Source organism: Bacillus sp. FSL K6-0042, from assembly GCF_038006685.1.
In the GTDB taxonomy this organism is placed as follows: Bacteria; Bacillota; Bacilli; order Bacillales; family Bacillaceae_G; genus Bacillus_A; species Bacillus_A pseudomycoides.
Genome location: NZ_JBBOVS010000001.1, coordinates 336147 through 361083, shown reverse-complemented (window position 1 = coordinate 361083; position 24937 = coordinate 336147). Strand labels below are relative to the sequence as shown.

Genomic DNA, 24937 nt, shown 5'->3' with positions numbered 1-24937 from the left:
TACACCTCCATTATTCTACATTCATTATATCTTTATTAGCAGATTTATACCAATTTGGAATATAGGAAGTAAAATTATTATGTTCTTCTAAGATTCTTCTTAACCTCATTTTCATTTCATCTACTAAGTTAGGCGTAATTCGATTTGTCCATACAATATCCGCTGGAAATATCATCGCTGCATACAATGCATATAATTTCCAAAAATGAAGTGGCGGCTCACCATCACAATACCCGTGAACTTGCCCGACTGCAAATGGTACACTTATATCAGTTGTAAATAAAGCCATCTTATAAAAATCATGAATGGGATCTCCAAAATCAAATCTAGCAAAGTCAATGACAGCACGAAATTCTTTATGATGAAGCATAAGATTCGCTGGGTGAAAATCGTCATGTAAAAATACGATAGGACGACCTTGTAATAAATTTTTATGATTTTCTACAAAGAGTAACACCGATTTCAGATCAATAAAATCAGTCTTATATTCTTCTAATGCTTGCAAATATCTCTCATATTTATTCCATCGAGCTGTTCCCCAAGATTCTTCTACATTCTTTTTCTTCACTGTATGAATTGTCTTTAATGCTTCTCCCGCCCGTTTTCCAGCTAAATATTGCTCCTTCTCAGTCAATTTACCAAGTATGTCTTTCCCGTCTTCTCCTTCAATCCATTCAAATACTTGTACACATTGATTTAATTTAACGAGATCTATGAAATAAAACAGTTTTGGCATTGGTACCTCTAATAATTCAAAACGGCTCATATATTCATATTCTTCGAGCTTACGTTCACGATTTGAAATATCACACACTTTTATAAAATAACGTTCATTATTTGCTAGTTCAATTTTATACTTTTGATCAAGCGAAAAGCCTTTTGGAATAGCCGTACATTTTACGATACGAGGCCAATCTAATTGTTTTTCTAATTCCATTAACACTTCATTCACATTGATTCCCCCGATTAATATATGTATGAGCTACCTAACACATGTGTTTTGTTCTTCTGCTTATCCGTCCCTTGAAATTCAACGGCAAAAGGATATTCTCCATGTTTTACTAACTGTTCTTGTACAAAGCCCTCATCAATCGGTTCACAAAATTGAATATTTATATTTTCAAACAATACACTTTGACAAATCGCATTCCATTCTTTATGAACTTCGGAAAGGCTTACTTGTACTTCGAGTATCTTCTTCCATCTTTCTACGGTTTCATGTACATTTTTCACAGCATAGTATATTGTCTGAATTTCTTTTACCTCGTTGCTATGCGGGACAATGACGCCCACTTCTTGTAAATCGAATCTCCTACTCTCATCAGATTCTTCCCACTGTATAAAGAAAGGTAATTTCGGTCCACTATCTTCCTGTTCCACAAATAACATTTTCCATTCGATAAGATGACCGTCATTTCTCATTCGTTTTCCTTCAAACGGCCCCTTAACTTGTAACCCTTCTTCCATGAACCTTACCGCAAGTTCTTCAATATGATCTGTACGAAGAGCAATTTGCAGCATTCCTTCTCTATCTCGTAATTTCTCTACAGTTTCCTGAACAAGTGGATTATCCGCTTGTTTCGCTGTATCTTCATGTTGCACTGCTAAAAATTCAATATAAGATAAGTCAAAATAACATAAACTATTCCATGTCCCCCAGTTTGTATGTTCTCCGCCCTGTACCGTATGAAATCCAAGCTCCTCCATTCGCTTTTCTGCTTCCTTTGGTGTGCACCTAACGGTATGAACGAGATGATCAAATGCTAACATAATTTTCCCCTCCCTTTATTTACATCCTTTTATTATATAACTGTTCTGTTATTTCAATCAATTTAAAAAACTTTTAAAACCCAGTTGCTTTATGAGATTAATATGCATTATAATAATAAAAAAATTAACGTTAAGCTGATTGGAAAAACCAAAGGCTCTTTTCTCACTCGAGAAAAGAGCCTTTTTATTTATTATTACAGGGGGATTTTATATGCAAAAATTAATTGTCTTTGCTATTATTGGTTTTTTTGCTCAACTGATTGATGGGGCACTTGGAATGGCTTACGGAGTAACGTCTTCCTCATTATTATTAATGTTTGGAATTGCACCTGCTGTCGCTTCCGCATCCGTTCATTTAGCTGAAGTTGTTACCACTGCAGCTTCTGGCGTATCTCATATTCGATTTGGAAACGTTGATAAATACACTGTTTCCAGACTAACATTACCAGGTGCAATTGGTGCTTTTGTTGGTGCTTGTTTTTTAAGCAATTTACCGGGTGATTTAATTAAACCGTACATTTCTATCTTTTTATTTACTTTAGGTGTCTATATTTTATTACGATTTATTATTCAAAAACAAATTGTCCAATCAAATAAACGTATGTCTAGCAAGCAACTTATACCACTCGGATTGTTTGCGGGATTTGTTGATTCAACTGGTGGAGGTGGCTGGGGACCTATCACTACACCAGTACTTCTCGCACGTGGAAATGAAGCAAGAAAAGTCATTGGTTCCGTTGATACGAGTGAGTTTCCTGTCTCATTAGCTGCAACTATTGGATTTTTCATTTCATTAGGCTGGGAACAAGTAAGCTGGTTTTGGGTATTTGCTCTTATGCTCGGCGGCATTATCGCCGCTCCAATTGCTGCATGGTTAGTACGAATTGTACCTTCACATTTACTTGGTGTACTCGTTGGTGGACTGATTATTTTTACAAATATCCGGACACTGCTTACATCATTTAAAGTGGATCCAACAATTATTAACCTTTCCTATATTGCAGTGGGTCTTGTCGTTATCATTGCACTTTTCATTTCGGTTAGAAATCACTCCCAGCTTACAAAACAGAACGTTGGATATACGACTGAACAAAAACGAGTTTTGCCTTAAAACAGAAATAATTATAAAGTGGTGTGAAATACTACGGTAAGCAAATGATAAGTTTGCTTACCTTTTTTTATCTCTTTAGCACACTTTATTTTGCTTATAATCAGTGTCGAATTTATTTTTTCTGAATTTTCTTTTAATTTTAGAGGGTTTTCCATATCTTTTTGCGAAACATTTGTATAACAATTTTTTCTTCATTTTTTACATATCAAGTAGGTTCGGGTGGAATTTCGAAAACGTTTCCTATACAATAACCGATTTTTTTTGATATTTTCCTACAAAAATTCCTTGCAATATTTTCAGAAACTAATTACAATTGCCATATATTAAAAATCATAGCAATAAATAAATCCTCATCAATCCGATGAGGTAGAGGTTGCGGCTTTTATTAGTAGAACGGCTTAGACACAGAGAATGTCAATGACTCCGTTTGAAAGGAAATGCTGCCGAAGTTTGTATTTCTTCTCTGGAAGTACGAGCTGGGGCTGTCTCCGAATAGGAACAGAACTGTCACGTTTACAAAGTACCGTGTAAACGTGGGGTGCTATCTTAACGGAAGGGTATGATGGGGTGGTTATTTGTGAAACGTTCCGCCAAATTCCTTTGGCGGTTTTTTGTATTTTTCTCCCCGTTCCTTCCTAATCTTGCAAGAAAAGGAGTGTTGAACATGAATAGCGTAACGAATCAAGCTACCTCTAAAACTCAATCTACACAAGGACAAGGTGAATTAAGACGCGGGTTAAAATCTCGTCACCTTACAATGATTTCTCTTGGCGGTACAATTGGTACCGGACTCTTTCTTGCCAGCGGTGGTGTCATTCACACAGCGGGGCCTGGCGGAGCTCTCGTCGCATATGCGGCAATCGGAATTATGGTTTACTTTTTAATGACAAGCTTAGCTGAATTAGCAGCTTACATGCCTGTCACTGGATCTTTTAGCACATACGCGACAAAATTTGTCGATCCATCACTTGGATTTGCACTCGGCTGGAATTATTGGTATAACTGGGCAATTACCATTGCCGCTGAACTTGCAGCCGTAACATTAATTATGAAGTTTTGGTTCCCAAATACACCTTCCCTTATTTGGAGTGGCCTTTGTTTAGTCATTATGTTTCTTTTAAATTACTTATCTGTTAAAGGGTTTGGTGAAGCGGAATATTGGTTCGCACTTATTAAAGTAGCTACTGTTATTATCTTTTTAATCGTTGGATTTATGATGATTTTTGGTATTATGGGTGGCGAACCTGTTGGATTTAAAAACTTTACTGTTGCAGACGCACCATTTAACGGTGGTATTATGGCAATTATCGGTGTATTTATGGCTGCTGGTTTTTCATTCCAAGGAACTGAATTATTAGGTGTAGCTGCTGGTGAAACTGCCGACCCAGAGCGTAGCATTCCAAAAGCAATTCGCTCAATCTTTTGGCGTATTCTATTATTCTACATCTTTGCAATTCTTGTTATCGGTTTATTAATTCCATATACAACTGAAAGTCTTGCAGCTAGCGATGTAACAGTAAGTCCATTTACACTTGTATTTGAAAAAGCAGGCGTTGCATTTGCCGCTTCTGTTATGAACACAGTTATTTTAACTGCAGTTTTATCTGCTGGTAACTCAGGTATGTACGCATCAGCTCGTATGCTTTGGGATTTAGCAAGACAAGGAAAAGCACCGGAATTTTTAGGTAAATTAAATAGCCGCGGCGTACCTGTTAACGCGTTAATCGCAACTTCAGTAGTTGGCTGTGCCGCTTTCCTAGCTTCCTTATTTGGCGACGGTGTTGTATATATTTGGTTATTAAATGCATCTGGAATGTCCGGATTTATTGCATGGGTCGGAATTGCTATTAGTCATTATCGTTTCCGAAAAGCATATATTGCACAAGGAAAAGATTTAAATGATTTACCGTATAAAGCAAAATGGTTCCCATTTGGTCCAATCTTCGCATTTGCACTTTGTGTCATTGTCATTTTAGGACAAAATTACGGAGCATTTATAGGCGAGTCTATCGATTGGAATGGTGTACTTGTTTCCTATATCGGCTTACCTCTCTTCCTTGCGATGTGGTTAGGATATAAATTTACAAAGAAAACAAAAGTAATTCCTCTTGATAAATGTGAACTATAAGGTGATAAAAAATCAGCAAACACACTCATGTTTGCTGATTTTTTTATTAGAATGACTCTTTACATTCAAAGGATATGTTTATTTTATGTCGAATGATGTATTAGATGTAAGAAATTCAACATAAAGAAGGTGTGACATGTTTGTAAATTCTCAAATTGAAACAGAAAGATTACATATACGACCTTATAGGATCGACGATGCATCCGCCTTATACGAATTACAAAAACAACCTGAAGTAAACTTCTATATTCCAGAGCCCATTTATTCACTTAAAGAAATAGAAGATATTATCCACTGGAGCATCGAAATGAATAAAAAAAATTCCAAAAACCATATCGCTAAGTTTAATCTTTCTATTATAGAAAAATCTTCTCAAAAATTAATTGGCTATTGCGGATTAGGACCATCGGATTTCGAACCAACTTCAACTGAACTATATTACGCACTCTCTCGTGATATATGGGGAAAAGGTTATGCTACCGAAGCAACGTCTGCTCTTTTACAATATGGGTTCTCGGTAATTGGACTGGAAATGATCATCGCTTCTGTCTTTCCAGAAAACCAAAAATCTATTCATGTATTAGAAAAGCTTGGATTTCAATTTAAAGAAACTGTACAAAACTTAGAAGAGACACTCAAAGAGTATGAAGGTATGCTTTATTTTCACATTACGAAAGAGTTATTTCTACAAAAAGCGGTATTAAAATGAATATTATCTTAGAAACTGTTTCCACAGAACAAATGGAGATGTTAAAAAATTTTTATGCTCTCTATTTACATGATTTATCCGAATTCTCCCCTACCCTTCATCCGAATGAAAATGGATTTTTTGAATTTGATGCCTTTGAACTTATTTGTAACCGAGATGAGCTTTCTCCTTACTTTATTAAATATGAAGAAAAATATGTCGGGTTTCTCCTATTCGCGAAATCACCATTCACAGCACCTGAAACAGATTTCTGTATTAACGATCTTTTTTTATTAAAAGCGTACCGCGGAAAAAAGATAGCGGATCAAGCAATTTTAGAACTGTTAAAACAGCACAAAGGAACTTATTATGTAATGCAATTAAAACACAATAAAACAGCGGTGAACTTTTGGAAAAAATTCTATCAAAAGAATGAGATAAAGTATCCAGAAGTTGAGAAAATAAGTGATGACGAGTTATGCTTAACACAAACATTTACAGTTTCATCCTTACTTTTCAAATCGTAATCCCTATACGCTTATCATTCATTGAGACCCTTTACTTCCCTATTTCTAATGTTTTTGCAATAATAGAATGAGAAATATAAACAAAGGTTGGGATTCCATGAACATTCGCGTAACGGATGAAGCAAAAGCAGTACTACATAAATTAAACGCTACTAACAAAAACATCATACGTATTAGAGGTACAATGACAAATTCTTGTAGTATATTTGTTGATGTGGATTTAATTTTCGATGAGTATAATCTAAATGAAATCGCTTATGAAGATGAGAAACTTATTATTCAAATGGATGATTTTACAAAAGATTATATACGAAATACATTAAAGCTTGATTATAAAATGACAGGTTTTAGTATTACGACTCCTAGCGAAACGCTTGTATATGGTTTATCAATAAAAAAATGAAGAGTCCCCCCTTGTTTCTTAACCGAAGCATGGGGGATTCTTCATTTTTACCTAATCTTATCAATATGTTTCCTTGAATTAAAGTTTAATAGAAAGCATCTGATAGACACACTTTTACAGTAAACTAAAAGAATCGATTTTATTTACTTGTACGTTGAACGAAACCAACTTTTTAGCTATTTGTTGAATAGAAAGTGAAGATAAGTAATTTTGAAGTTCTTGAGAGAATAGATTCATTTCATCTGAAATAGAAAACGTCATCCTTCCTATTCTCTTTTTTACTCTTATTATCTAAATTGTACCAAAAAAGTATTATTATAGGGTAAAATATAGTCAAAGGATATAATATTATATGTGAAAAGAAGCATAAGATGGCCGTTTTGGTCAACATATGCTTCCTTTAGCTTGCAGCCAACTTATGCTTCTAATATGTGTGCAGAGATAATAAAGTTGTTTAATTTACAATAAAGTCATTTGAAAAATAATATAATTGTTTAAAAATCCTTCTTCCACTAACGGAGTAGATTAGCTCAATAAGGAATCAAAATAATGTATACAGATAATAAAGTTGTTTAATTTTTAATTTAAGATACTTCACTATCCTAAAAAATATAACAATAAAGTCGTTTGAAAATCTAAATTTTATTGAACAATCGCTCCCTATACTTAAGTAAGGATTGTACTTTTATAGCAACTTCTTTTGGTTTAAGTTATTTTCATAAAAATGTTAATATTAGTGAAAATAACTTATTAATAAGGGGACTACTAAATGACGAAAATTGAATTTGGGATTCTAAGTAGCGAAAAAGATGAAAAAGCAATTGTTAAAAATATCAATGACTATTTAGCGTCTCTAAATAGAACATTATCCAAACAAAAAAACAAGAGTATGCTTGATGCTCGGCTTCCTTATATTTACAAACATTTTTATTGGAACCTAAATAAGGCTGAGAGAGTTTATTTCGAAATTTACCCTAACAAAGATATAGAAGGAAAATACAGATTCGAAACAAAGAAGAATTTAAACTGGATAATCTTTTTTAATAAACTAGATCTAGTAACGGGAGTTGAAAATCAGGAAAAATATATTAAAGATATATTAGAAGCTACCAAGTTTGAATTTCAATTCCTTAAAGAATCTCTTGAGAGCGTAGAATGACACTATTGAGGTTCAAGTTTCTTTAAAGGAGTTCCTCCATTAAATGGCTCGTTTGATGAATAGTATGACTAACATTTTTAAATGCCTTTATTATTTTTCAAATGACTTTATTGTAAATTAAACAACTTTATTTTTAACCCCGTCCTAAATTAGTGGATAGGCTACACTGAACTAGACAAAAAAATTAAGGTCAAGTAGACTACAACTAATATATTTGAGGAGAATCTACTATGACGAACAATAAAAGAGAAAGAAGAACCTTTACAGCGGAATTTAAGCACCAAATGGTTCAACTGTATCAGAATGGTAAACCAAGGAAAGACATCATTAAGGAATATGGATTAACACCATCATCATTGGATCGATGGATCAATCAAAATCATACGTCTGGCTCGTTTAAAGAGAAAGATAATAAGACCGCTGAACAACTAGAGTTGGAAGCGTTGAGAAAACAAAACAAACAACTTCTTATGGAAAATGATATTTTAAAGCAAGCAGCGCTGATACTAGGACGAAAGTAAAAGTAGTGAAGAATAACCTACATAAATACTCAATATCAGCAATGTGCAATGTCCTACAATTATCAAGAGCAACGTATTATTATGAAGCCAAACAAGCACAAGATACAGTAGATGAATTGTCACCACTCGTGAAAGAAATCTTCCGAGAGAGCCGTCAGAACTATGGAACACGAAAGATAAAAGTAGAACTAAAAAAGGTAGGATATGTGATTTCACGTCGCCGTATTGGGCGAATCATGCAGAACCAAGGTTTAGTATCGAACTATACGATTGCACAATTTAAGCCGAAGAGAGTTAGCTGTAACGAAGAAAACATTTCAAACGAACTCAATCGTCAGTTCAACCAACAAGAAGAGCTGGCTGTAGTCGTAAGTGATTTAACATACGTCCGTGTGAACAAAAAGTGGAATTACGTATGTTTATTAGTCGATCTCTTTAATCGAGAAATCATAGGCCATAGCGCAGGCCAAAAGAAAGATGCCGAGCTTGTTTCACAAGCTTTCGCAACGGTGAAAACAAACTTAAATCGGATTACCTTATTTCATACAGATCGAGGAAATGAGTTCAAAAACAAGCTGATCCATGACACGTTAGAGACCTTCAAAATCCAGCGTTCATTAAGTGCGAAAGGCTGTCCATATGATAATGCGGTAGCGGAAGCAACCTACAAAATCTTTAAAACAGAGTTCGTTCGCGATCGTCATTTCACAAGTTTAGAAGAATTGATTTTAGAATTGAACGACTACGTAAACTGGTTTAACAATGTTAGAATCCATGGCACATTAGGCTATTTGAGCCCTGTTCAGTACAGGCAGGAGCACCTTAAAAAAATTGTCTAGTTTCGTGTTGACACACCATAGAACGGGGTATGCTTGTTTGAGCTTTTAAAATTAAATAACTTTATTTTCATTTCACAAATAAGAATTTGTAGCTTCTGAAGAAATGGAAAAAAGAAAGGTTTTAAATACAAAGTAGACTCTGTTATACAGGGGTAGAGAGATATTATAATTCATTTGTGATAAATTAGGAATAGTTTGATTTGTTTAAAACTGAGTAGAGGATTATAAAGTGTGTGCGGTTTTTTGCCAAGTCCTATATGTCTTATCCTTTGGAGGAAATATGCTTAAAGATAATTTTAAAATTAGTAATATTCCCACGGTTTTATGGGGAGATAAGAGTGAAAAAATTTTTATTGCAGTACATGGAAGTATGTCAAATAAGGAAGATGCAGTTATTGAAATATTAGCTGAAGAAGCCAATCAAAAAGGTTATCAAGTATTAAGCTTTGATTTACCTGAGCATGGAGAAAGAAAAAATGATAATACTCCTTGCAAAGTACAGTTTTGTGTTAGTGAATTATCTATAGTTATGAATTACGCAAAAGAACATTGGAAAGAAGTAAGCGTGTTTGCATGTAGTATGGGAGCTTATTTTAGCCTTTTAGCCTATCAAAATGATGTGTTAGAAAAGGCATTATTTTTATCACCAGTAGTTAACATGGAACGAATTATCGAAAATATGATGAAATGGTTTAATGTAACACCAGAGCTTTTGCAAAAAGAAATGACTATAGAAACACCTGTTGGTCAAAAGTTATATTGGGATTATTTATGCTATGTAAAAGAACATCCTATTAATACATGGAATACAGATACATATATTATGTATGGAGCCAAGGATGAACTGTGCGAATTTGAAACTATTAACTATTTTACAAAAAAACATCGTTGTGAATTAGAAGTCATGGAAACAGGTGAACATTACTTTCATACTGAAGAACAGTTAAAGATATTTGAACAGTGGTTACACAAACATATCGATTAACAAATTACAATTTATCTTGGGTGAATATATAAACTGATATTATATTTGACATTATAAATGTGATTCACTTAAACAAACAGGTGCTTTATTTCAATAAGAATTAAACAACTTTATTAATGATTTTTGAGTACAAATACCTTTAAATGTATAGAAATTAAACAACTTTAAAGAGCCTTACCACACACTAGATTGTAGCAAGGCTCTTCATAATTATCGGTATCGGAAGTTAAACAGAAAATAATATATATAGTCTCGTAAAAGTTTTTTGTGTCATTATATTTCAAGTGTTTGCGCTTTAACTTTTGTGCATTTCCAGTATGTCTTCGATCCGTTATTTCTTAAAATACCATTTGGAGGTACTTGTTTTAGTATTAGTAGGAGTGTAAGCATATCTACTGATGATGCCATTGAGTTCAACAGTATTAACCATTTTAAAGTTGTTGTCAATGCACCGAAAACACTTAATAGAAGCGGTGTTAGGATTGAAATGATAAAAAAAGGGGCGATTGTAATAAGCACAAATCTTGGTTTTGAAATCTCTTCTTCTGTTGCAACAAATCCTCCAAAGAAAGTGAGTCCAATCCATGTTTTTTCTGATTTAATGAAATTAGGGATAAAGATTAAATGAATTAACTCGTGAAGGATTACAAGAAAAATAATGAAAAGTAGGGATACTAAGTCGATGGTTATGAATACCCCCTCTGTTGTTAATCCAAACTCACGTAAAGATATATCGGAAAAAATATTGATCATCCCTATCGAAATGAGTGCATTTATAATCATAAAAGGAACAGACAGCAAAAGAGCGTTGACAAAATTTTTAGGTTCTTTCATCGGAGTCCAACCATCTTGTGTGAGCGTTATATCTAAAGTCTTATCCCCCTTTGGTACACTATTTCTTATTTTCACCATGTTTTTCACTCCTTTTATAAAATAAACAGCAAACCCCTCCTGTTTGGAGGGGGAGTCAATCTTTGTTTTGTTTTTCTAACAGTTGAATAACCCTATCTAATTTTTGCTCAACTGGATCTTGTTTTTTGCGATTGCTGGTATGCCGAATTATACGTATAATCCCCCCAAACATTGCACCGATGATCACTAAAATAATAGCAACTTCTATGTAATAAATAGAGTTTTCTAAAGGCATTATTTAGAACCTCCTTTTTCCCTATTTTACCATTTAAAAGAAGTGATATGTTGTTTGATTTTGGTTGTATATTCTATACATGTCAGGTTAACATAACGTCTCATTATCAGAAGTTCTCCTCACCAATAATTCCCGATTTATCAACATTCTTTGAAACATCCTCTTCACCTACGTATGTAGTTTCTTATTCATCTCATTATATTAGTGGTTAAAAGCAATCATTGTCTTTTTTCCTTTACTCCATATGTATAAAATTTCGCATAAACTAACGGCCAGCTTATGGGTTAATAATTAACTTACGGCCAATTTATGCTTCCAATTCCTTTGAATAATTTGATAATTATCTGCAAAAATAAGTGTTTTCTGGCCAACTTATAGGTAAAGTGACATTATAATAGGTAGAACCATTGATATATCAATATTAATAGAGGGGGATAATTATATGATTCGTGAAGCTGAACCAAAAGACAGTAATGTAATTGAAAATCTATATAAAAAATTAGCACCACATAGTAAAAACATTAAGGTTTTACCAGAAAGAATTGAGCAGATAAGGAATGATTCTAATAATTTCTTATTTGTTTATGAGGAAGATTGTAAAGTTAAAGGAAGTATATTTATGACGTTTTGTCTTGATCCTGGATATCAATTTAGACCGTATACCGTTCTAGAGTATGTAATTGTAAATGAAGATTTTCGAGGTAATGGGATAGGTAAAAAGTTACTAAAACATGTAGAACGGCTATCAATTGCAAGGGGATCCACAAGAATTATCTTATTAAGCAGTACAACTAGAATAGAAGCACATAAATTCTTTGCTAAAAATGGTTATAATGGAACTATAAGTAAGGGCTTCAAGAAGTATATACCAATTAATTAAGTTTTATATATAAGAACCATTCTTAGCTAAAGGAGTGGTTTTCTTAATTATCTTTAAATTAACTAACACAGTTTAAAAGAAGTCATCGTAAAGAAAAGAAAATAAGCATGTTGTGTCAATGATGCTTAATTTTTTCGTTATGGGGATAATTCAAAAGCTTAGCCTGATAGCGATGCGGTAGAACCCCTTTTTAAAGTTTTTCATGAAATTATTTGTGTATAAAGGTTATAATCGAACTGGTTAAACCATCGAACTATTTTTAAAGGCTTCTACGCCCTTTATATCTGAACTGCGGTATATGTGATAAGCAGGATGATGTGTATCCACATATAAATCAAATCCTAAAGCAACTGCTCTAATACAAAAATGCCTATCTTCACCCCAAAAAGAAAGATTTTTAATTGTTGAAAAATTAACTCCTGCTTGTAGGGCCTTTCGACTAATAAGTGTGCAAGCGCCTAATCCTCCAACTTCATATACGCCTGGTATTCGCAATTGGTGTAGGAAAGAGAATATTTGCTCTTGGATTTCCTCATTAGACATCAAGGAGTGATATTGCTTTTTGTACATGGAATACTCATCCTCTATCCATACTTGGGGCATTTCAATTGTGCCTGGTTGCCAGGAAGTCCAAAATATATTACTGATGATATCTTTTTCTGCAGATATCAATTGTTTTAATGTGTTTGGGTGCAATAACGGAAACTACTTTAACATTGAAGATGTAATGGAGAGCCGGTTATTAATGAATGATGGAATACCATTTCCTCCTACCGAACGTGACCATGAAAAATTTCTTAATGAAATAAGTTCTGATAAAGAGGATTACATGTTTGGGATTGAACTTAAAGATGAAAAAATCTTTATTGGGACAATAGCTGTTTACTTAGTGAACTGGAAGAATGGTACTTGTCACGTTGGCGTTTCAATAGGTCCTGAATATCAAGGGAAAGGTTATGGAACTGATTCAATGCAAATACTGGTTGACTTTATTTTCAATTATATGAATGTAAATAAAGTCAAGCTCCAAGTGTTTAGTTACAACAAAAGAGCTATCGCTTCTTATGAAAAATGCGAATTTTCCGTAGAAGGGAATTTAAAAGAAGAATTATTTAGGTTCGGTAGTTACCATGATATTCATATTATGGGGTTACTTAGAAAAGATTAGGAAAACGAGAAAGCTTAAATGATACTTCAAAAGGCAGTAGAAGAAGCAATTTCTACTAAAGGAGCTAATTCTGATTGACTTTATTTTTATAATCCAAAAACCTCTACTGACAAATGGATTACCACACGCCAAACTGTTGCAGTAATCGGTAATCATGTGTTTGCTAAGTAAAGAAATTTGTTTTTCTAGTTTTGGTGCAACAAATACATAATTTTAAAAAGGAAACAGAAACTTCGTTCTGTGCACGACCAACATTCATCCCCTCCCTACCGCATGGACTATGTCCTGCACGCGCTTGAGGAAGGGGATGAATGTTGGATTACTGTTAAATTATTTTACCTCTACTGTATAATTCCCTGTTCCACCGCCATATTTATATACACTCAAGTAATATTTCCCTGGCTTCGCATTATAATTTCCAAGTAATTTATTTCCGTCACGTTTCGTTGCATATGCGGCATAATTATTTAAGTCTGATTCAGAATATAATACCCAATTCAGTCCAAGGTTCTGTTCATTCGTAACAGTAATCTGTAAATCTTTCGGATCCTTTACATCAATAACAAACCGGTCAACTTGATCTTGATCACTTAGGTTACCTCGTAATAACGTATTCAAAGATAGTGGATTCGCTTTATCAAATGTATCGTTCGGTTCTTTTTCTACAGTAGTATCTTCTTCTGTATTCACTCCGCTAAACACAACATCATATTCAAATTGTCCAGCGGCATTGACACGGTAATTCACGAAATAAGCAGTCAATGTTTTGTATCCGCTCCACTCTTTTTCGGAAAGATGTTTCAGCATATCATTTGTTGCTTGATTCATCGTTTTCCAGTCCTCTGTTTCTCCTTTTGACGCACTTCCTGTATATGTTCCTTGTAGTGTAAATGTATTAAAGAATTGTGATTTATTCTTCGTTACCTTCACATTGTTTAACTTTGCTTCATTTGTGATATCCGCTGTAACATCCGAAAGCGCTTTCGGTTTATGCTCTGCTAAATAATCATCTGATACTTGCGGAATTGTATACTTATCACGATTATCAATAAGCATTTGCATATAAGATTGGTAGTCTTCATTTAATTTATTGTCTTTACTTAATGCAGAGCGGTACGCATCGTAATTTGTTACATCATTTGCACGAATTAAATCATGCACTTTATCAAACATCTCAGGGCGATTATTATACATATAAGATTGCAATGCAAACGAATAGTTATAAAAATCCCATGTTCCATACTTCGCATTTAATGTTTGCTCTGCTGTGTATCGCTTAGCTGGATCATTAGATAATCCGCCAACTATACTTTTTCGCGGTACAACGCTATCTAATCGCGTTGAGCCTGCAAAGAACTCTGCATTTCCTTCTTCAAACCAAGTTAAGCGTTCATTTTGATACATATCACCTTGTCCCCATAATCCAGGAACTTCGTATCTTCCCTGTAAATAGTGTGTAAATTCATGACGGAATAATTCTTCTAAACTATAAATACTTTGCTGCGGTGTACGTTCATATGTAAAGAACGTTCCGATTCCTTCAATATAAATTCCGCCATTATTCGTTTCATAGCCGTACAATTGACGGTTAAATTGATATTCGTCCGGACTATTGTAGATGACCATTGTTAACACATCATCAGCATGTCCGTTTTCAAGCGGCTTATCGCTACCAACTGTACGATAAAATTGGGATCGCACTTCTTTTGCCGCCCAGTATAAACGTTTAATTTTCTCTTCACTAACTTTATCTCCCGCTTTAAAGACAATTGTTCCGTCATCAAACGTATACGTTTTCGGTAAATATTTCTTCTTACCATCTTCTCGAATTTGATCTAAATTTACTGTTTTTCCGTTCGCATCCACTCCACCATAATTTGTAGCAATTTGTTCTGCCGCAACAAAATATTGCTCTCCTAAATATGGATAAATCCGCATCGCTTCTGTAACAACTTGCTGTCCTTTTACCTGTGTACTATGAAGCTTACCAAATCGGCTAGCATAGTAAATTCCGTTATTAATTAACCATCCGTTTTTATCTGTTACCGTACCAATTAACGCAAAACGACTGATTTCATTAATAAAACTATCGATGTTTCGATACCACATCGTATCTTTTGGTTCCTTGCCCGTAGTATACATATACGACTGAACTTCATAATCAATTCCTTTCATCAAATCATATACAGCATTTCCTTTTGTGTAGTCTTCAATGAAAGTTGCAAGATTATCGTTGTATTGTTTGAAGATTTCACCGGCATATTGAATAACTTCAGCATCAGCTGATGCGTTTCCAATCAGCTTTCCATACGATGAAATAACTTTGTTTTGTTCCGATGTACCAAGTTTGAAATTTGGATTTTTTGCAATCGTTTTTAAAGCTGGTAAACATTTATCATGATAGCTACGCTCATTTAGTTTGCTTAATTCATCATGATAAAAACCTAAATAAAATGCCGCACGTAGAGCTTCTACTAATGTCTCAATTCCTTTTGAATCATCTTTCGTATAAGCTTGTCCTTGTTCTGCTAGTTTATCAATGATCGCTTGCATCCGGCTATCATCTTGATAGAATTTCAAACTATCATTATTAAACTGAAATAATTCCGGAATTTGATACCATTTAATTGTCACAAGAAGATCAGTTAATTGTTTGTTGCTTAATTGATTCAATTCAGCCATCGAATATTTTTTTTCTTCAACTAGCTGTTTAGCATTCTCTTTTGGCGCTGGCGGACGCTGCGATAAGTCTGCTAACTTTAACCGTTTTGTATATGATGCATTTTCCTGTACGTTCGAAGGATGTGCCAACTCATCAACGGATTTCTGTATTCCTACCGGTTCCATTTGTAATACATTCTTCGTATTTTTCTCTTTTGTCTCTGCTTGAATTTGCATTCCATTACATGATATCGTAACAAGCCCAACCCCAAGCATCAGTTTATAAAATTTCGAGTATTTCGCCATGCTATTGCCCCCTTTTAATAGTTTAAAAATTCAGACTATTTTAGAGTAAGTCATTCAATCTGTCTATATTAAACAACTTTCCTATTGATACTAGTAAAATTAGTGAGATAATGGTAGGTCACTTTTTTACTGTTAATAATACACCCTACTTATTTCTTAAATCCATTCCCCCTTCCTTAAATTTAATACAAGCAAAAACTGTGCCAATGTTGCATCTTATGATTAGGAAACAACCCTTTATTAATACTGTATAATAAAATATACACAAACAATTTAATGATGTATAAATTATTTGACATGAGATTCTTCCTTTATAAAAACACTTCCGGTGAAAATTCATTTTGTTTCCTTTCTTAAGTTGATGGCTATATAGCACTATCCCATTACCATCAAGTTAAGAAATTCATTGTTTCCAATTAATAGTATCCGTTTTTATGTAATTGTTATTGATTTTGAAAAAATAAAAAATCGCCTTATTAAAGGCGATTCATAATTTATTCATTTTGCATTCTTTTGATAAATAAGTATCTTTTAAAGTTAAATGTAATGTTCTACATTAACGTCTTTCTGGTTCTTTTTCTTTTTTTCTAAGACCGAATAAACCGACTAGTCCTAATAAACCAAGCCACGCCCAATTATTATTACCATCACGATGATTATTCAAATCATTTGTTGTATTCACATTTCGAGTTCTAGTATCATAATTAACTCTATTCATGTTATTGTCATTAACTCGAGTTGTAATATTATTATTGTTAACTCTATCCGTGTTATATCCATCGTATTCAGCATGGACGCTTGTACTAAAAACCATAATAGTTAGTAATAGGGCACCTAAAATAGATGACAGTTTTTTCTTCATAGTTTTCCCTCCTTTCATATTCAGTAATGTCTCCAGTTCCTTTAGACAATATTCGTTTGAAAATATATAAAACCATTTGAATTGATATTATGATAAACATCTTTAACTTTTATTATTAAAAGTACTGATAATAATGGATCAAGTCAATTGCTTTATATTTATAAGAATAAATTTTTTATAACAGTATATCCTATGAGGGGTAATTACTATATTTGGGTAAGGTGTTCCTTATGAGTTATAAGAACTTATTTTCTTTAATCTGGAACATGGTTAGGAAAATTTTTTCTATAGTAAGCATTTTTGTTAAGAGTTTAATTTCTTTAAGGAGGAATATTTTAATGGGTATTTTAAGTGGAAATCCGCAAAATGAACCAATGCACTACGGCGAAGTCTTTGGGATTTGGAGTTATCTTGCAGCGGCACAGGGAGCAATTGCTGGATATCAAGTTCTTATTAACCACACAGGAGACGAGGATTTAAAGAAATTTTTAGAAAATCTTGTAGAGAATGATATCCAATCAGAAGTTGAAGAATTAAAAAATTTATTAAAATTAAATGGAGTTGCATTACCACCAGCACCTCCAGAAAGACCGGTTGCATCTATTGAAACGATTCCTCCTGGTGCTCGTATTAATGATGCCGAAATTGCAACTAAAATTTCCATAGATCTTGCTGCTGGTTTAGTAGCATGTAGTCAAGCTATGGGACAATCTCTTCGAGAAGATGTTGGAATGATGTTTGGTCAATTTCATATGAAAAAAGCACAAGCTGGAGCTATATTGCTTCGTCTGAATAAGAAAAAAGGTTGGATTATTCCGCCTCCATTACATGTTCTACAATCAGATCAAGCATAATACCTAAATGAAAATTCAATTTATTCTTTATGGCTGTTGCAGTGAGGTTGTCTAGGAAAATAAAGACTATTAGTGAATTAAAATAAGTGGCAGAGACGTAAAAACACCTTAACCAAACGTAATGAAATATGAAGCACACAACATGACTTGTCTATTTTTGAAGACCGTTATCCGAAGGGGTAGCGGTTTTTACTTTGTTTAAGTGAGGTGGTAGTTATGGAAAAACAGAGTCTTATTAACTTGATTAAAGTTGATAAACTTATGAAGTTCTATAAATCTAAAGAGTGGCGGCAGCTGAGACTCAAGGCTTTTCAGCGTAACAACTATGAATGTTGTATGTGCAGAGACAAAGGAAAGTATCGTAAAACTGATTGTGTTCATTATATTAAAGAAGTAAAGGAACATCCAGAACTTGCACTAACCTTTGATAACCTCAAGTCTCTTTGTAATCAATGTCACAACGAAGTATATGATCGTTTAAAAAGTACCAAAAACAGCCGTTTATGGGACTTTATTTATTACCACTGTACAGCTACATCTATTTTATTTTTTACTTTTAGAAGGTATTATACCTGTAAAACTAGAAGGTAGAACAATATACTTTTGTCGGGAGTGATTTCATATGAAAATACTAGAACACGAAACGTAACAACCGTATATTGTAATTAGAGGTCCTCCTCCCGTTTATTATATTCACCCTATTTCGAATATAATAAACAGGAGGATTTAACATGAAGAATGATAAATTATTTTTCACCTTATTAGAAAATGCAAACGCAAGCTTTACTGGATGGGATTTTTCCTTTATTACAGAAACTGGTCGTATGAAGAGTCAATTACTTTCTTGGTCCTACGGTAGCATGGCCTTTTCCCTTATTCAAAACAAGAATTCTATGCTTGATATGGGAACAGGCGGTGGAGAATTCTTATCCATGTTAAGACCATTCCCTTCTTCTATTTATGCGACTGAAGGGTATTCTCCAAATATCCCATTAGCAAAAAAGAATTTAGAACCTTTAGGTGTAAAGGTTGTAGAAGTAACCAATGATGAGACTTTACCATTTGATGATGGACAATTCGATTTGATTTTAAATCAACACGAATCCTACTCTGTTTCCGAAGTAAAAAGGATCCTTTCTCCAAATGGCATTTTTCTTACGCAGCAAGTAGGTGGCTTAGATTGTGCGGAAATCAATGAAGCACTAGGGACACCACTCAATTCTGAATTTACAAATTGGAATTTAGAAACTGCTCTAAGTGAGCTCGAGCAACATGGTTTTAAAGTTTTAACATATAAAGAAGAGTTTCCCGTTCAAAGGTTTTATGATATCGGTGCTTTAGTCTATTATTTACAAGCAATTCCTTGGCAAGTGCCTGATTTTAAAACTGAAACATATGTAAATGAATTGTACAAAATACATCAACTTATCCTACAAAAAGGGTATTTTGATCTGAAACAACACCGATTTTTTATTAAAACGATAAGAATATCATAATAAAAGAGTCCTAACAGGTATGCTCCATTACCTTTTAGGACTCTTTTTCGGATGAATTGTTATTCTAAAATCTCAGCTTTAGAAAAAGGATAATACACAAATTCTACTTTCCCTATAACACTAGATTGATCAATATACCCAAGACCATTCCAACTATCTTTACTATGAGAGCGGTTATCTCCCATTACAAAAAAATTATTTGGAGGAATTCGCGTTTTTTTATACTCTAAAAATACTTCCGATTTATGAAATAACTCTCTATTTATATATTGCTCATCTTGTTCTTTATCATTTACATATAGTGTGCCATTTTCCATCTTTATTGTTTCGCCTGGTAGTCCAATTACTCTCTTCACATAATATTTAGAGTCGTCCACGTTTTTTATCACAACTATCTCCCCATGTTGCAGAGGGGGGAAATGCGCAGCAACTTTATTTACAAACACATAATCTTCCTCTTGTAAGGTTGGCTGCATCGATTTCCCTTCTACTTTACACAATGTAAAAGACTGAATCATAACAATTATAACGAATACAAGCAAAATATGTTTGCCCCACTCTTTTCTAGTAATCTGCTCCATGACTTTCCTTCATCCCCTAAAATACCTCACTGTCCTGTTATTCGATGTAAATGTAAAAATCTTTTATTGCTGTTTATTCGGCTGTTCCATAGGTACTGGATTTCCACCGACTCTTTTCACTTTCAAATCAAAATATGCGTCTAAAATTTCTCTTCCAATTTTAGAATTAATCCCTGATTTATCATCGTTTACCCATGGTACAACAACAGAAAATGCAACTTCTGGATCAGAGTCATAAGGTGCGTAACCAGCTAAGGTTAAATTATAACACTTTTTTCTATCTCCATTTTCATCCTTACCTATATTACTATCACCACCATACACTGTTTCTGCTGTTCCTGTTTTTCCAGCAGGCTTATACGGCAGATTTTGAAAGTGTGCTACACCGGTTCCATCGCCTTCTTGAAACACTTTCTTAAATCCTTCCTTCACTTGATTAATATAGGATATGTCCATATCTACACGATTTAAGATGACCGGTTCCATTGATTGAACTACCTTGCCTATATCCTCAGCTTTATTCGGTTGCTCTCTAATTTCTTGTACAATTTGTGGTTTCATACGATAACCACCATTCGCAATCGTCGAAATATATTGCGCAAGCTGAAGCGGTGTATATGTATCATATTGACCGATTGAATAATCAAGTAAGAATCCTGGTGTATTATCTTTTCTTCCCCGTTGTCCCGCAGTCTCATTGGGTAAATCAATCCCCGTTGGAACGCCTAAACCAAATTGCCCAAAATGATAACGCATTTTATTAAAAACTTCTTGTTTAATATTTAACGGACTATTCGGTACGTAATCAATCCCCGCAATCTTTAAAGCTGTGTTAAACATATATACGTTAGAAGACACTTGTAAAGCTCTGACATCATCAATATCACCAAAATCTTTCCATGATTTCTTTGCTTTTGTTGTCCCTTTAAATGTCATCGGTGCATCGTAAAAATGAGTAAATGGCTTAATCGCACCCGTTTGATAACCTGTTAGTAGCGTAGCTCCCTTGACTGTTGAACCTAATTCATATGAACTTGTCATTGTACCAAGGGCATAATCCTCTACTTGAATATTTCCATCTTTATTTACTAGTTTTTTTCCTGAAATTGATAAAAGTTGTCCATTTTTAGGATTCATCATTACCACAAAGGCACGATCCAACATTGGTTCTACAGCTTTGAACGCCATTAAGTTTTTTTCAATGCTTTCCTCAACTTTCTTTTGCAATTCCATATCAATTGTTAGCATTAAATTATTGCCACTTCTCCCTTTCGTAATTTGTTCAGTACGAAGTATTTTCCCTTCTTTATCTGTAATATTTTTCGATTGTGCTTTCATACCGTGTAGGGCATCTTCGTATTGCTTTTCAATATAACTCTTTCCAATCCGATCATTGCGGTTATAATCACGAACTAAATAATAATCTAATTGCTCTTTCGGTAGTCCTTCATCAGCACTTGAAACGTTTCCAAGTACTGAACGAAGTATTTTATCATATGGATACTCACGTTCCCAATCTACGGTCGTATCCACACCTGGAAGATTTGCTAAATTTTCACTAATTACTGCATATTCTTCTGGTTTTACATCTTTTTTTATTATTTTAGGAGTCATATTATATCCTGCATTCATTTTACTTTTAATAGCTAATACTTCTATATCTTGTGGGGTAAGTTCATTTAACTCTTCCGCTGTAATTCGCTCACGTCTAATTTCTTCCACCTTTTTATCTAATTCTTTTCTCTCCATTTTTTTTGCTCTTAATTTATTTTCATCTTCCTTTGTAACCTTTTCTGCTGCACGTTTCTTATGTAATTGCATCCAAAAATCTTTCTTATCTATCTCTGTTAACTTATTTATAGCCTCCTGCGGCATTTCAATCATCTTCGCAAGTTGTCTTGCCGTATTTAAAATCTCTTCTGAATTAACACCTTTCATTTTTGTATATGTAATTGTCCGTAATGGTTTATTATCAACAATCGAGTGGCCTTCTCGATCAAAAATTTTCCCACGTGGAACGGGAGTACTAACCGTTAAATCCCCCTTTTTTTCCACCTCATTTTTATAAGTCTCACCATCAATAATTTGAACCTTACCTAATTGAACAATAACAGTTGAAAACATAAGAAATACAAAGAAAAACAACACATTTAATCGGAAAGGAATATGGGTTTTCTTTTTCCGTTTCTTTTTCTGTTCTTCCTTTTTCTGTTCTTTCTTTTTCATTATGCTCTCCTCTTTCTATGGTCTAAAGTATCTTTATCTCATAAATAACAAAAATTAAACCATACTTTCTCATCTGGATATAAAAATCTCCTCTATTAATAATATTAAAGCACATAGATAATATAATTTATAGTGTTTTTAAAGAAAATTTAGAAAATTTAAGCTCCAAAAAAACCGAGATAACTACCTCTTATCTCGGTTTTCCTACATCATTTAAAATTGATCTACAAACTGTCCAATTTTTTGCTGAAAGATATAATCAAAATAATACTCTTGACCCGTTAACTCTTCATTCACTAAAATTGTTGTTGCCCCTACTTCTCTTTTTGCAATTTGCGGGAACGATGCAACTGGCTGCACTTTTAACGAAGTTCCCATAACAAGTAATACATCCGTTTCATATAAACGCTGTATTGCATTTTGATATTGTGGTAATGTATCACCATATAAAACGACATCTGGATTTAAAATAAAATTACATGTTTCACATCGTGGTACCTCATGGCCTATCATATATTGCAAATCATATTTCGTTTTGCATTTTGGACAATGAGCCGTTTGGAGTGTACCATGCAAATCTATTACATGCTTACTCCCTCCTAATTGGTGCAGACCATCAATGTTTTGTGTTAACACCACAATATCTTTTCCTTGCTCTTCTATACTTGCTAAAAATTGATGCCCACGGTTTGGTTTGTATTGATGGAAAGTATTAATTTGAAATATTTCTTTGTAATGCTTCCAAAATTCTTTTGGATTACGGTTATAATATCCTCTAGATAAGTACATTTCAACTTTAGCATCTGCATATAAACCATTGGCTGAGCGAAAATCAGGAATGCCACTTTCTGTACTTGCACCAGCACCTGTTAATACTGTAATTTTCTTCGCTTTTTCTAAAATTGAACGTACTTCCTCAATTTGCTGCACAAAAATCACCTCTATGTATAATCCTTCCTTTATTATAACATTTGTCCATAGCAGGCGTTATACTTTTGCTTAGTGTGTGGTCCCGCCACATTCTATAATATCCGTTTCTACCGTTAATGCGACCCGTACCAATAATTCAATTCCAGTTGTAATAGTTGAAAGCGACATACTCGGTTGTCCAGGATGTTTACTTGCTTGCTCTGGCAAAAATGGAATATGTATAAAACCACCACGAACCCCGTTTTCACTTTTTGCTAAAATGTCCATAAGTCCATAAAAGAGATGATTACAAACAAATGTGCCTGCAGTTTGAGAAACAGAAGCTGGTATTCCTTCTTCCCGAAGTTTTTTTACAGTAGCTTTTATAGGAAGTGTAGACCAATACGCAACGGGCCCCCCTTCTACAATAGATACATCAACCGGTTGGTTTCCTTCATTGTCAGTGATTCTTGCATCATCTACATTTATTGCAACTCGTTCCACTGTAATATCTGGACGTCCTCCTGCTTGCCCGATACATATAACAAGCTCCGGTTCTATTTCTTCCATATAAGACTTTAACACTTGTAATGATTTATGAAACACAGTTGGAACTTGTTTACTAACAATCTTGTAATCTCCAAAGCTTTGTCCATCAAGCTGCTTTGCAACTTCCCAGGCAGGATTAATCTCCTCTCCACCAAAAGGTTCGAACCCTGTTAACAATACTGTCTTCATCATTCCCACTCCTTACTAAAATCGATATACGAGCCCATACATGATGAACATATTAATAACAAAAATGGTAATAGCAATTGGTGCTTGGGCTTTAATTACCGCATTTTTATCTTTTAATTCTAATAGCATTGCTGGTACAATATTAAAATTTGCAGCCATTGGTGTTATCAATGTACCGCAGTACCCTGCAAACATTCCAAGCGCGGCCATGATCGCTGGATTACCACCATGCATTTGAACGATAAGCGGTAAACCAATTCCTCCTGTAATAACAGCAAATGCGGCAAAGGCATTCCCCATTACAACTGTAAACAACATCATACCTAAACAATATGCCATAACAGCAACGAATGGATACTCTGTCGGCAATACTTGTCCTACTAAATCTGAGACAACTTGACCCACACCAGACTTTGCAAAAATACCGCCAAGTGCAGCTAACATTTGTGGTAAAATAACTGCCCAGCCGACAGCTTGTAATAATCTGCTTCCCTCTTGTACAGGGGCTGTTATTTTTGCTTTTGTGATTCCCATTGCTGCTACAAAAGCAAGCAATGCCCCAAGAGCTAATGCAATTAATGTGACTTTCTCAGGATCAACAAGAAATACATTTCCAAACTTTAGCTTTCCTAAAGTTAAAGTACCAATAATCGTAAAAATAGGAATTAAAATAGCGGGCATAAAAATTTTATTTCTCAGTTTTTCTGCATGTTTCACTCGTTCTTCAGTAGGTGCTTCTTTTTCATCGGACTTCGTTACTTTATTCAATGATGCTAAAATGACCATCGCTAATACAATACAACCGATATAAAATGATGGAATCATATTTCCAAATAAAAATGTAATAGAAAATAATGCCCAAAATAAACTAGAACCAAAGCGATTTGGATGTTGACGATCAAAAGCGACACGAATCGCGACAAAGGCAACAATAATACCTAATAAATAATAGATTGTATCAAGTGTAATAATATTCAT

25 protein-coding genes, 2 pseudogenes and 1 riboswitch are annotated in these 24937 nt (G+C 34.0%); of the genes and pseudogenes, 14 read left to right on the top strand and 13 right to left on the bottom strand.

Translation table 11 applies throughout. The annotated features are described in order from the left end of the window. Window positions 1-10 precede the first annotated feature (10 nt). Window positions 11-952 (bottom strand): aminoglycoside phosphotransferase family protein, encoded by a 942-nt coding sequence (locus tag MHH45_RS01935; RefSeq protein ID WP_016115294.1) that lies wholly within the window; start codon window positions 950-952, stop codon window positions 11-13. Between the two features lie 14 nt (window positions 953-966). Continuing rightward, on the bottom strand, window positions 967-1770 hold the full coding sequence (locus tag MHH45_RS01930; RefSeq protein WP_088094446.1) for a VOC family protein: 804 nt from the start codon (window positions 1768-1770) through the stop codon (window positions 967-969). A gap of 211 nt (window positions 1771-1981) precedes the next feature. Here MHH45_RS01930 and MHH45_RS01925 point away from each other — a divergent pair, with 211 nt between their 5' ends. From MHH45_RS01925 to MHH45_RS01905, 5 genes are all read left to right on the top strand, one after another. Beyond that, complete coding sequence (locus tag MHH45_RS01925) at window positions 1982-2881, top strand: sulfite exporter TauE/SafE family protein (protein ID WP_077294066.1); 900 nt, start codon at window positions 1982-1984, stop codon at window positions 2879-2881. 359 nt (window positions 2882-3240) lie between these two features. Next, window positions 3241-3433, top strand: a riboswitch (Lysine riboswitch). Between the two features lie 112 nt (window positions 3434-3545). After that, the gene (locus tag MHH45_RS01920) at window positions 3546-5009 is read left to right on the top strand and encodes an amino acid permease (protein WP_077294063.1); all 1464 of its coding nucleotides are present in this window, start codon (window positions 3546-3548) and stop codon (window positions 5007-5009) included. Between the two features lie 136 nt (window positions 5010-5145). Continuing rightward, window positions 5146-5718, top strand: coding sequence for a GNAT family N-acetyltransferase (locus MHH45_RS01915; RefSeq protein ID WP_077294060.1), 573 nt, complete (start codon window positions 5146-5148; stop codon window positions 5716-5718). Next, window positions 5715-6224, top strand: coding sequence for a GNAT family N-acetyltransferase (locus MHH45_RS01910; protein ID WP_088094447.1), 510 nt, complete (start codon window positions 5715-5717; stop codon window positions 6222-6224). Before MHH45_RS01915 ends, MHH45_RS01910 begins: the two co-directional genes overlap by 4 nt. A gap of 97 nt (window positions 6225-6321) precedes the next feature. Further along, window positions 6322-6627 carry an iron-sulfur cluster biosynthesis family protein gene (locus MHH45_RS01905; protein ID WP_088094448.1) on the top strand — a complete coding sequence of 102 codons (306 nt, stop codon included), beginning with the start codon at window positions 6322-6324 and terminating at the stop codon, window positions 6625-6627. Window positions 6628-6741: 114 nt separating this feature from the next. On the opposite strand, the gene MHH45_RS01900 is transcribed toward MHH45_RS01905, so the two are convergent. Next, a complete protein-coding gene (locus MHH45_RS01900; protein ID WP_170927962.1) occupies window positions 6742-6888 on the bottom strand; it encodes a hypothetical protein in 147 nt (48 codons plus the stop codon). Window positions 6889-7396: 508 nt separating this feature from the next. Here MHH45_RS01900 and MHH45_RS01895 point away from each other — a divergent pair. From MHH45_RS01895 to MHH45_RS01885, 3 genes are all read left to right on the top strand, one after another. Continuing rightward, window positions 7397-7786, top strand: a complete 390-nt coding sequence (locus MHH45_RS01895; RefSeq protein WP_016115303.1) for a hypothetical protein — start codon at window positions 7397-7399, stop codon at window positions 7784-7786. Between the two features lie 230 nt (window positions 7787-8016). Then, window positions 8017-9146 (top strand): IS3 family transposase gene (locus MHH45_RS01890; RefSeq protein ID WP_088093830.1). Its coding sequence is split into 2 segments (ribosomal slippage): window positions 8017-8272 and window positions 8272-9146, totalling 1131 coding nucleotides; the frame shifts between segments, so codons are not numbered across the junction. 280 nt (window positions 9147-9426) lie between these two features. Next, window positions 9427-10131: an alpha/beta hydrolase gene (locus MHH45_RS01885; RefSeq protein ID WP_033671245.1), complete on the top strand. Its 705-nt coding sequence runs from the start codon at window positions 9427-9429 to the stop codon at window positions 10129-10131. A 273-nt stretch (window positions 10132-10404) separates the two neighbouring features. On the opposite strand, the gene MHH45_RS01880 is transcribed toward MHH45_RS01885, so the two are convergent. Both MHH45_RS01880 and MHH45_RS01875 read right to left on the bottom strand, forming a co-directional pair. Then, on the bottom strand, window positions 10405-11043 hold the full coding sequence (locus MHH45_RS01880; RefSeq protein ID WP_077294048.1) for a DUF3267 domain-containing protein: 639 nt from the start codon (window positions 11041-11043) through the stop codon (window positions 10405-10407). 55 nt (window positions 11044-11098) lie between these two features. Beyond that, complete coding sequence (locus MHH45_RS01875; RefSeq protein ID WP_077294045.1) at window positions 11099-11278, bottom strand: DUF4083 family protein; 180 nt, start codon at window positions 11276-11278, stop codon at window positions 11099-11101. Between the two features lie 442 nt (window positions 11279-11720). Here MHH45_RS01875 and MHH45_RS01870 point away from each other — a divergent pair, with 442 nt between their 5' ends. After that, window positions 11721-12158, top strand: coding sequence for a GNAT family N-acetyltransferase (locus MHH45_RS01870; RefSeq protein WP_016133043.1), 438 nt, complete (start codon window positions 11721-11723; stop codon window positions 12156-12158). Window positions 12159-12398: 240 nt separating this feature from the next. Here MHH45_RS01870 and MHH45_RS01865 read toward each other — a convergent pair whose 3' ends face one another. After that, window positions 12399-12728, bottom strand: coding sequence for a glycosyltransferase family 2 protein (locus MHH45_RS01865; RefSeq protein ID WP_077294040.1), 330 nt, complete (start codon window positions 12726-12728; stop codon window positions 12399-12401). 175 nt (window positions 12729-12903) lie between these two features. Here MHH45_RS01865 and MHH45_RS01860 point away from each other — a divergent pair, with 175 nt between their 5' ends. Both MHH45_RS01860 and MHH45_RS01855 read left to right on the top strand, forming a co-directional pair. Further along, on the top strand, window positions 12904-13326 hold the full coding sequence (locus MHH45_RS01860) for a GNAT family N-acetyltransferase (protein ID WP_340861790.1): 423 nt from the start codon (window positions 12904-12906) through the stop codon (window positions 13324-13326). Window positions 13327-13359: 33 nt separating this feature from the next. Further along, a pseudogene (locus MHH45_RS01855) lies at window positions 13360-13497 on the top strand (cell wall hydrolase); the annotation flags it as partial. Between the two features lie 159 nt (window positions 13498-13656). Here MHH45_RS01855 and colA read toward each other — a convergent pair. Then, window positions 13657-16293: a collagenase ColA gene (gene colA, locus MHH45_RS01850; protein ID WP_088094732.1), complete on the bottom strand. Its 2637-nt coding sequence runs from the start codon at window positions 16291-16293 to the stop codon at window positions 13657-13659. A gap of 556 nt (window positions 16294-16849) precedes the next feature. Continuing rightward, window positions 16850-17155 carry a WGxxGxxG family protein gene (locus MHH45_RS01845; RefSeq protein WP_016115310.1) on the bottom strand — a complete coding sequence of 102 codons (306 nt, stop codon included), beginning with the start codon at window positions 17153-17155 and terminating at the stop codon, window positions 16850-16852. Between the two features lie 338 nt (window positions 17156-17493). Here MHH45_RS01845 and MHH45_RS01840 point away from each other — a divergent pair, with 338 nt between their 5' ends. The 3 genes and pseudogenes from MHH45_RS01840 to MHH45_RS01830 all read left to right on the top strand — a co-directional run bounded on the left by MHH45_RS01840 (window position 17494) and on the right by MHH45_RS01830 (window position 19505). Continuing rightward, window positions 17494-18009, top strand: a complete 516-nt coding sequence (locus MHH45_RS01840; protein ID WP_088094503.1) for a DUF3231 family protein — start codon at window positions 17494-17496, stop codon at window positions 18007-18009. Window positions 18010-18225: 216 nt separating this feature from the next. After that, window positions 18226-18492 (top strand): annotated as a pseudogene (locus MHH45_RS01835) (HNH endonuclease); the annotation flags it as partial. A 248-nt stretch (window positions 18493-18740) separates the two neighbouring features. Then, entirely contained in the window at window positions 18741-19505 is a 765-nt protein-coding gene (locus tag MHH45_RS01830; protein ID WP_088094505.1) for a class I SAM-dependent methyltransferase, read from the top strand. A gap of 59 nt (window positions 19506-19564) precedes the next feature. Here MHH45_RS01830 and lepB read toward each other — a convergent pair whose 3' ends face one another. The 5 genes from lepB to MHH45_RS01805 form a co-directional block, all read right to left on the bottom strand. Next, entirely contained in the window at window positions 19565-20086 is a 522-nt protein-coding gene (gene lepB, locus MHH45_RS01825) for a signal peptidase I (protein WP_088094506.1), read from the bottom strand. Between the two features lie 63 nt (window positions 20087-20149). Continuing rightward, window positions 20150-22312, bottom strand: coding sequence for a peptidoglycan D,D-transpeptidase FtsI family protein (locus MHH45_RS01820; protein ID WP_088094507.1), 2163 nt, complete (start codon window positions 22310-22312; stop codon window positions 20150-20152). Window positions 22313-22525: 213 nt separating this feature from the next. After that, a complete protein-coding gene (locus tag MHH45_RS01815) occupies window positions 22526-23251 on the bottom strand; it encodes an NAD-dependent protein deacylase (RefSeq protein ID WP_088094508.1) in 726 nt (241 codons plus the stop codon). A gap of 60 nt (window positions 23252-23311) precedes the next feature. Further along, entirely contained in the window at window positions 23312-23959 is a 648-nt protein-coding gene (gene pcp, locus MHH45_RS01810; protein ID WP_077294020.1) for a pyroglutamyl-peptidase I, read from the bottom strand. A gap of 15 nt (window positions 23960-23974) precedes the next feature. Further along, the gene (locus MHH45_RS01805) at window positions 23975-24937 is read right to left on the bottom strand and encodes a DUF979 domain-containing protein (RefSeq protein WP_016115318.1); all 963 of its coding nucleotides are present in this window, start codon (window positions 24935-24937) and stop codon (window positions 23975-23977) included.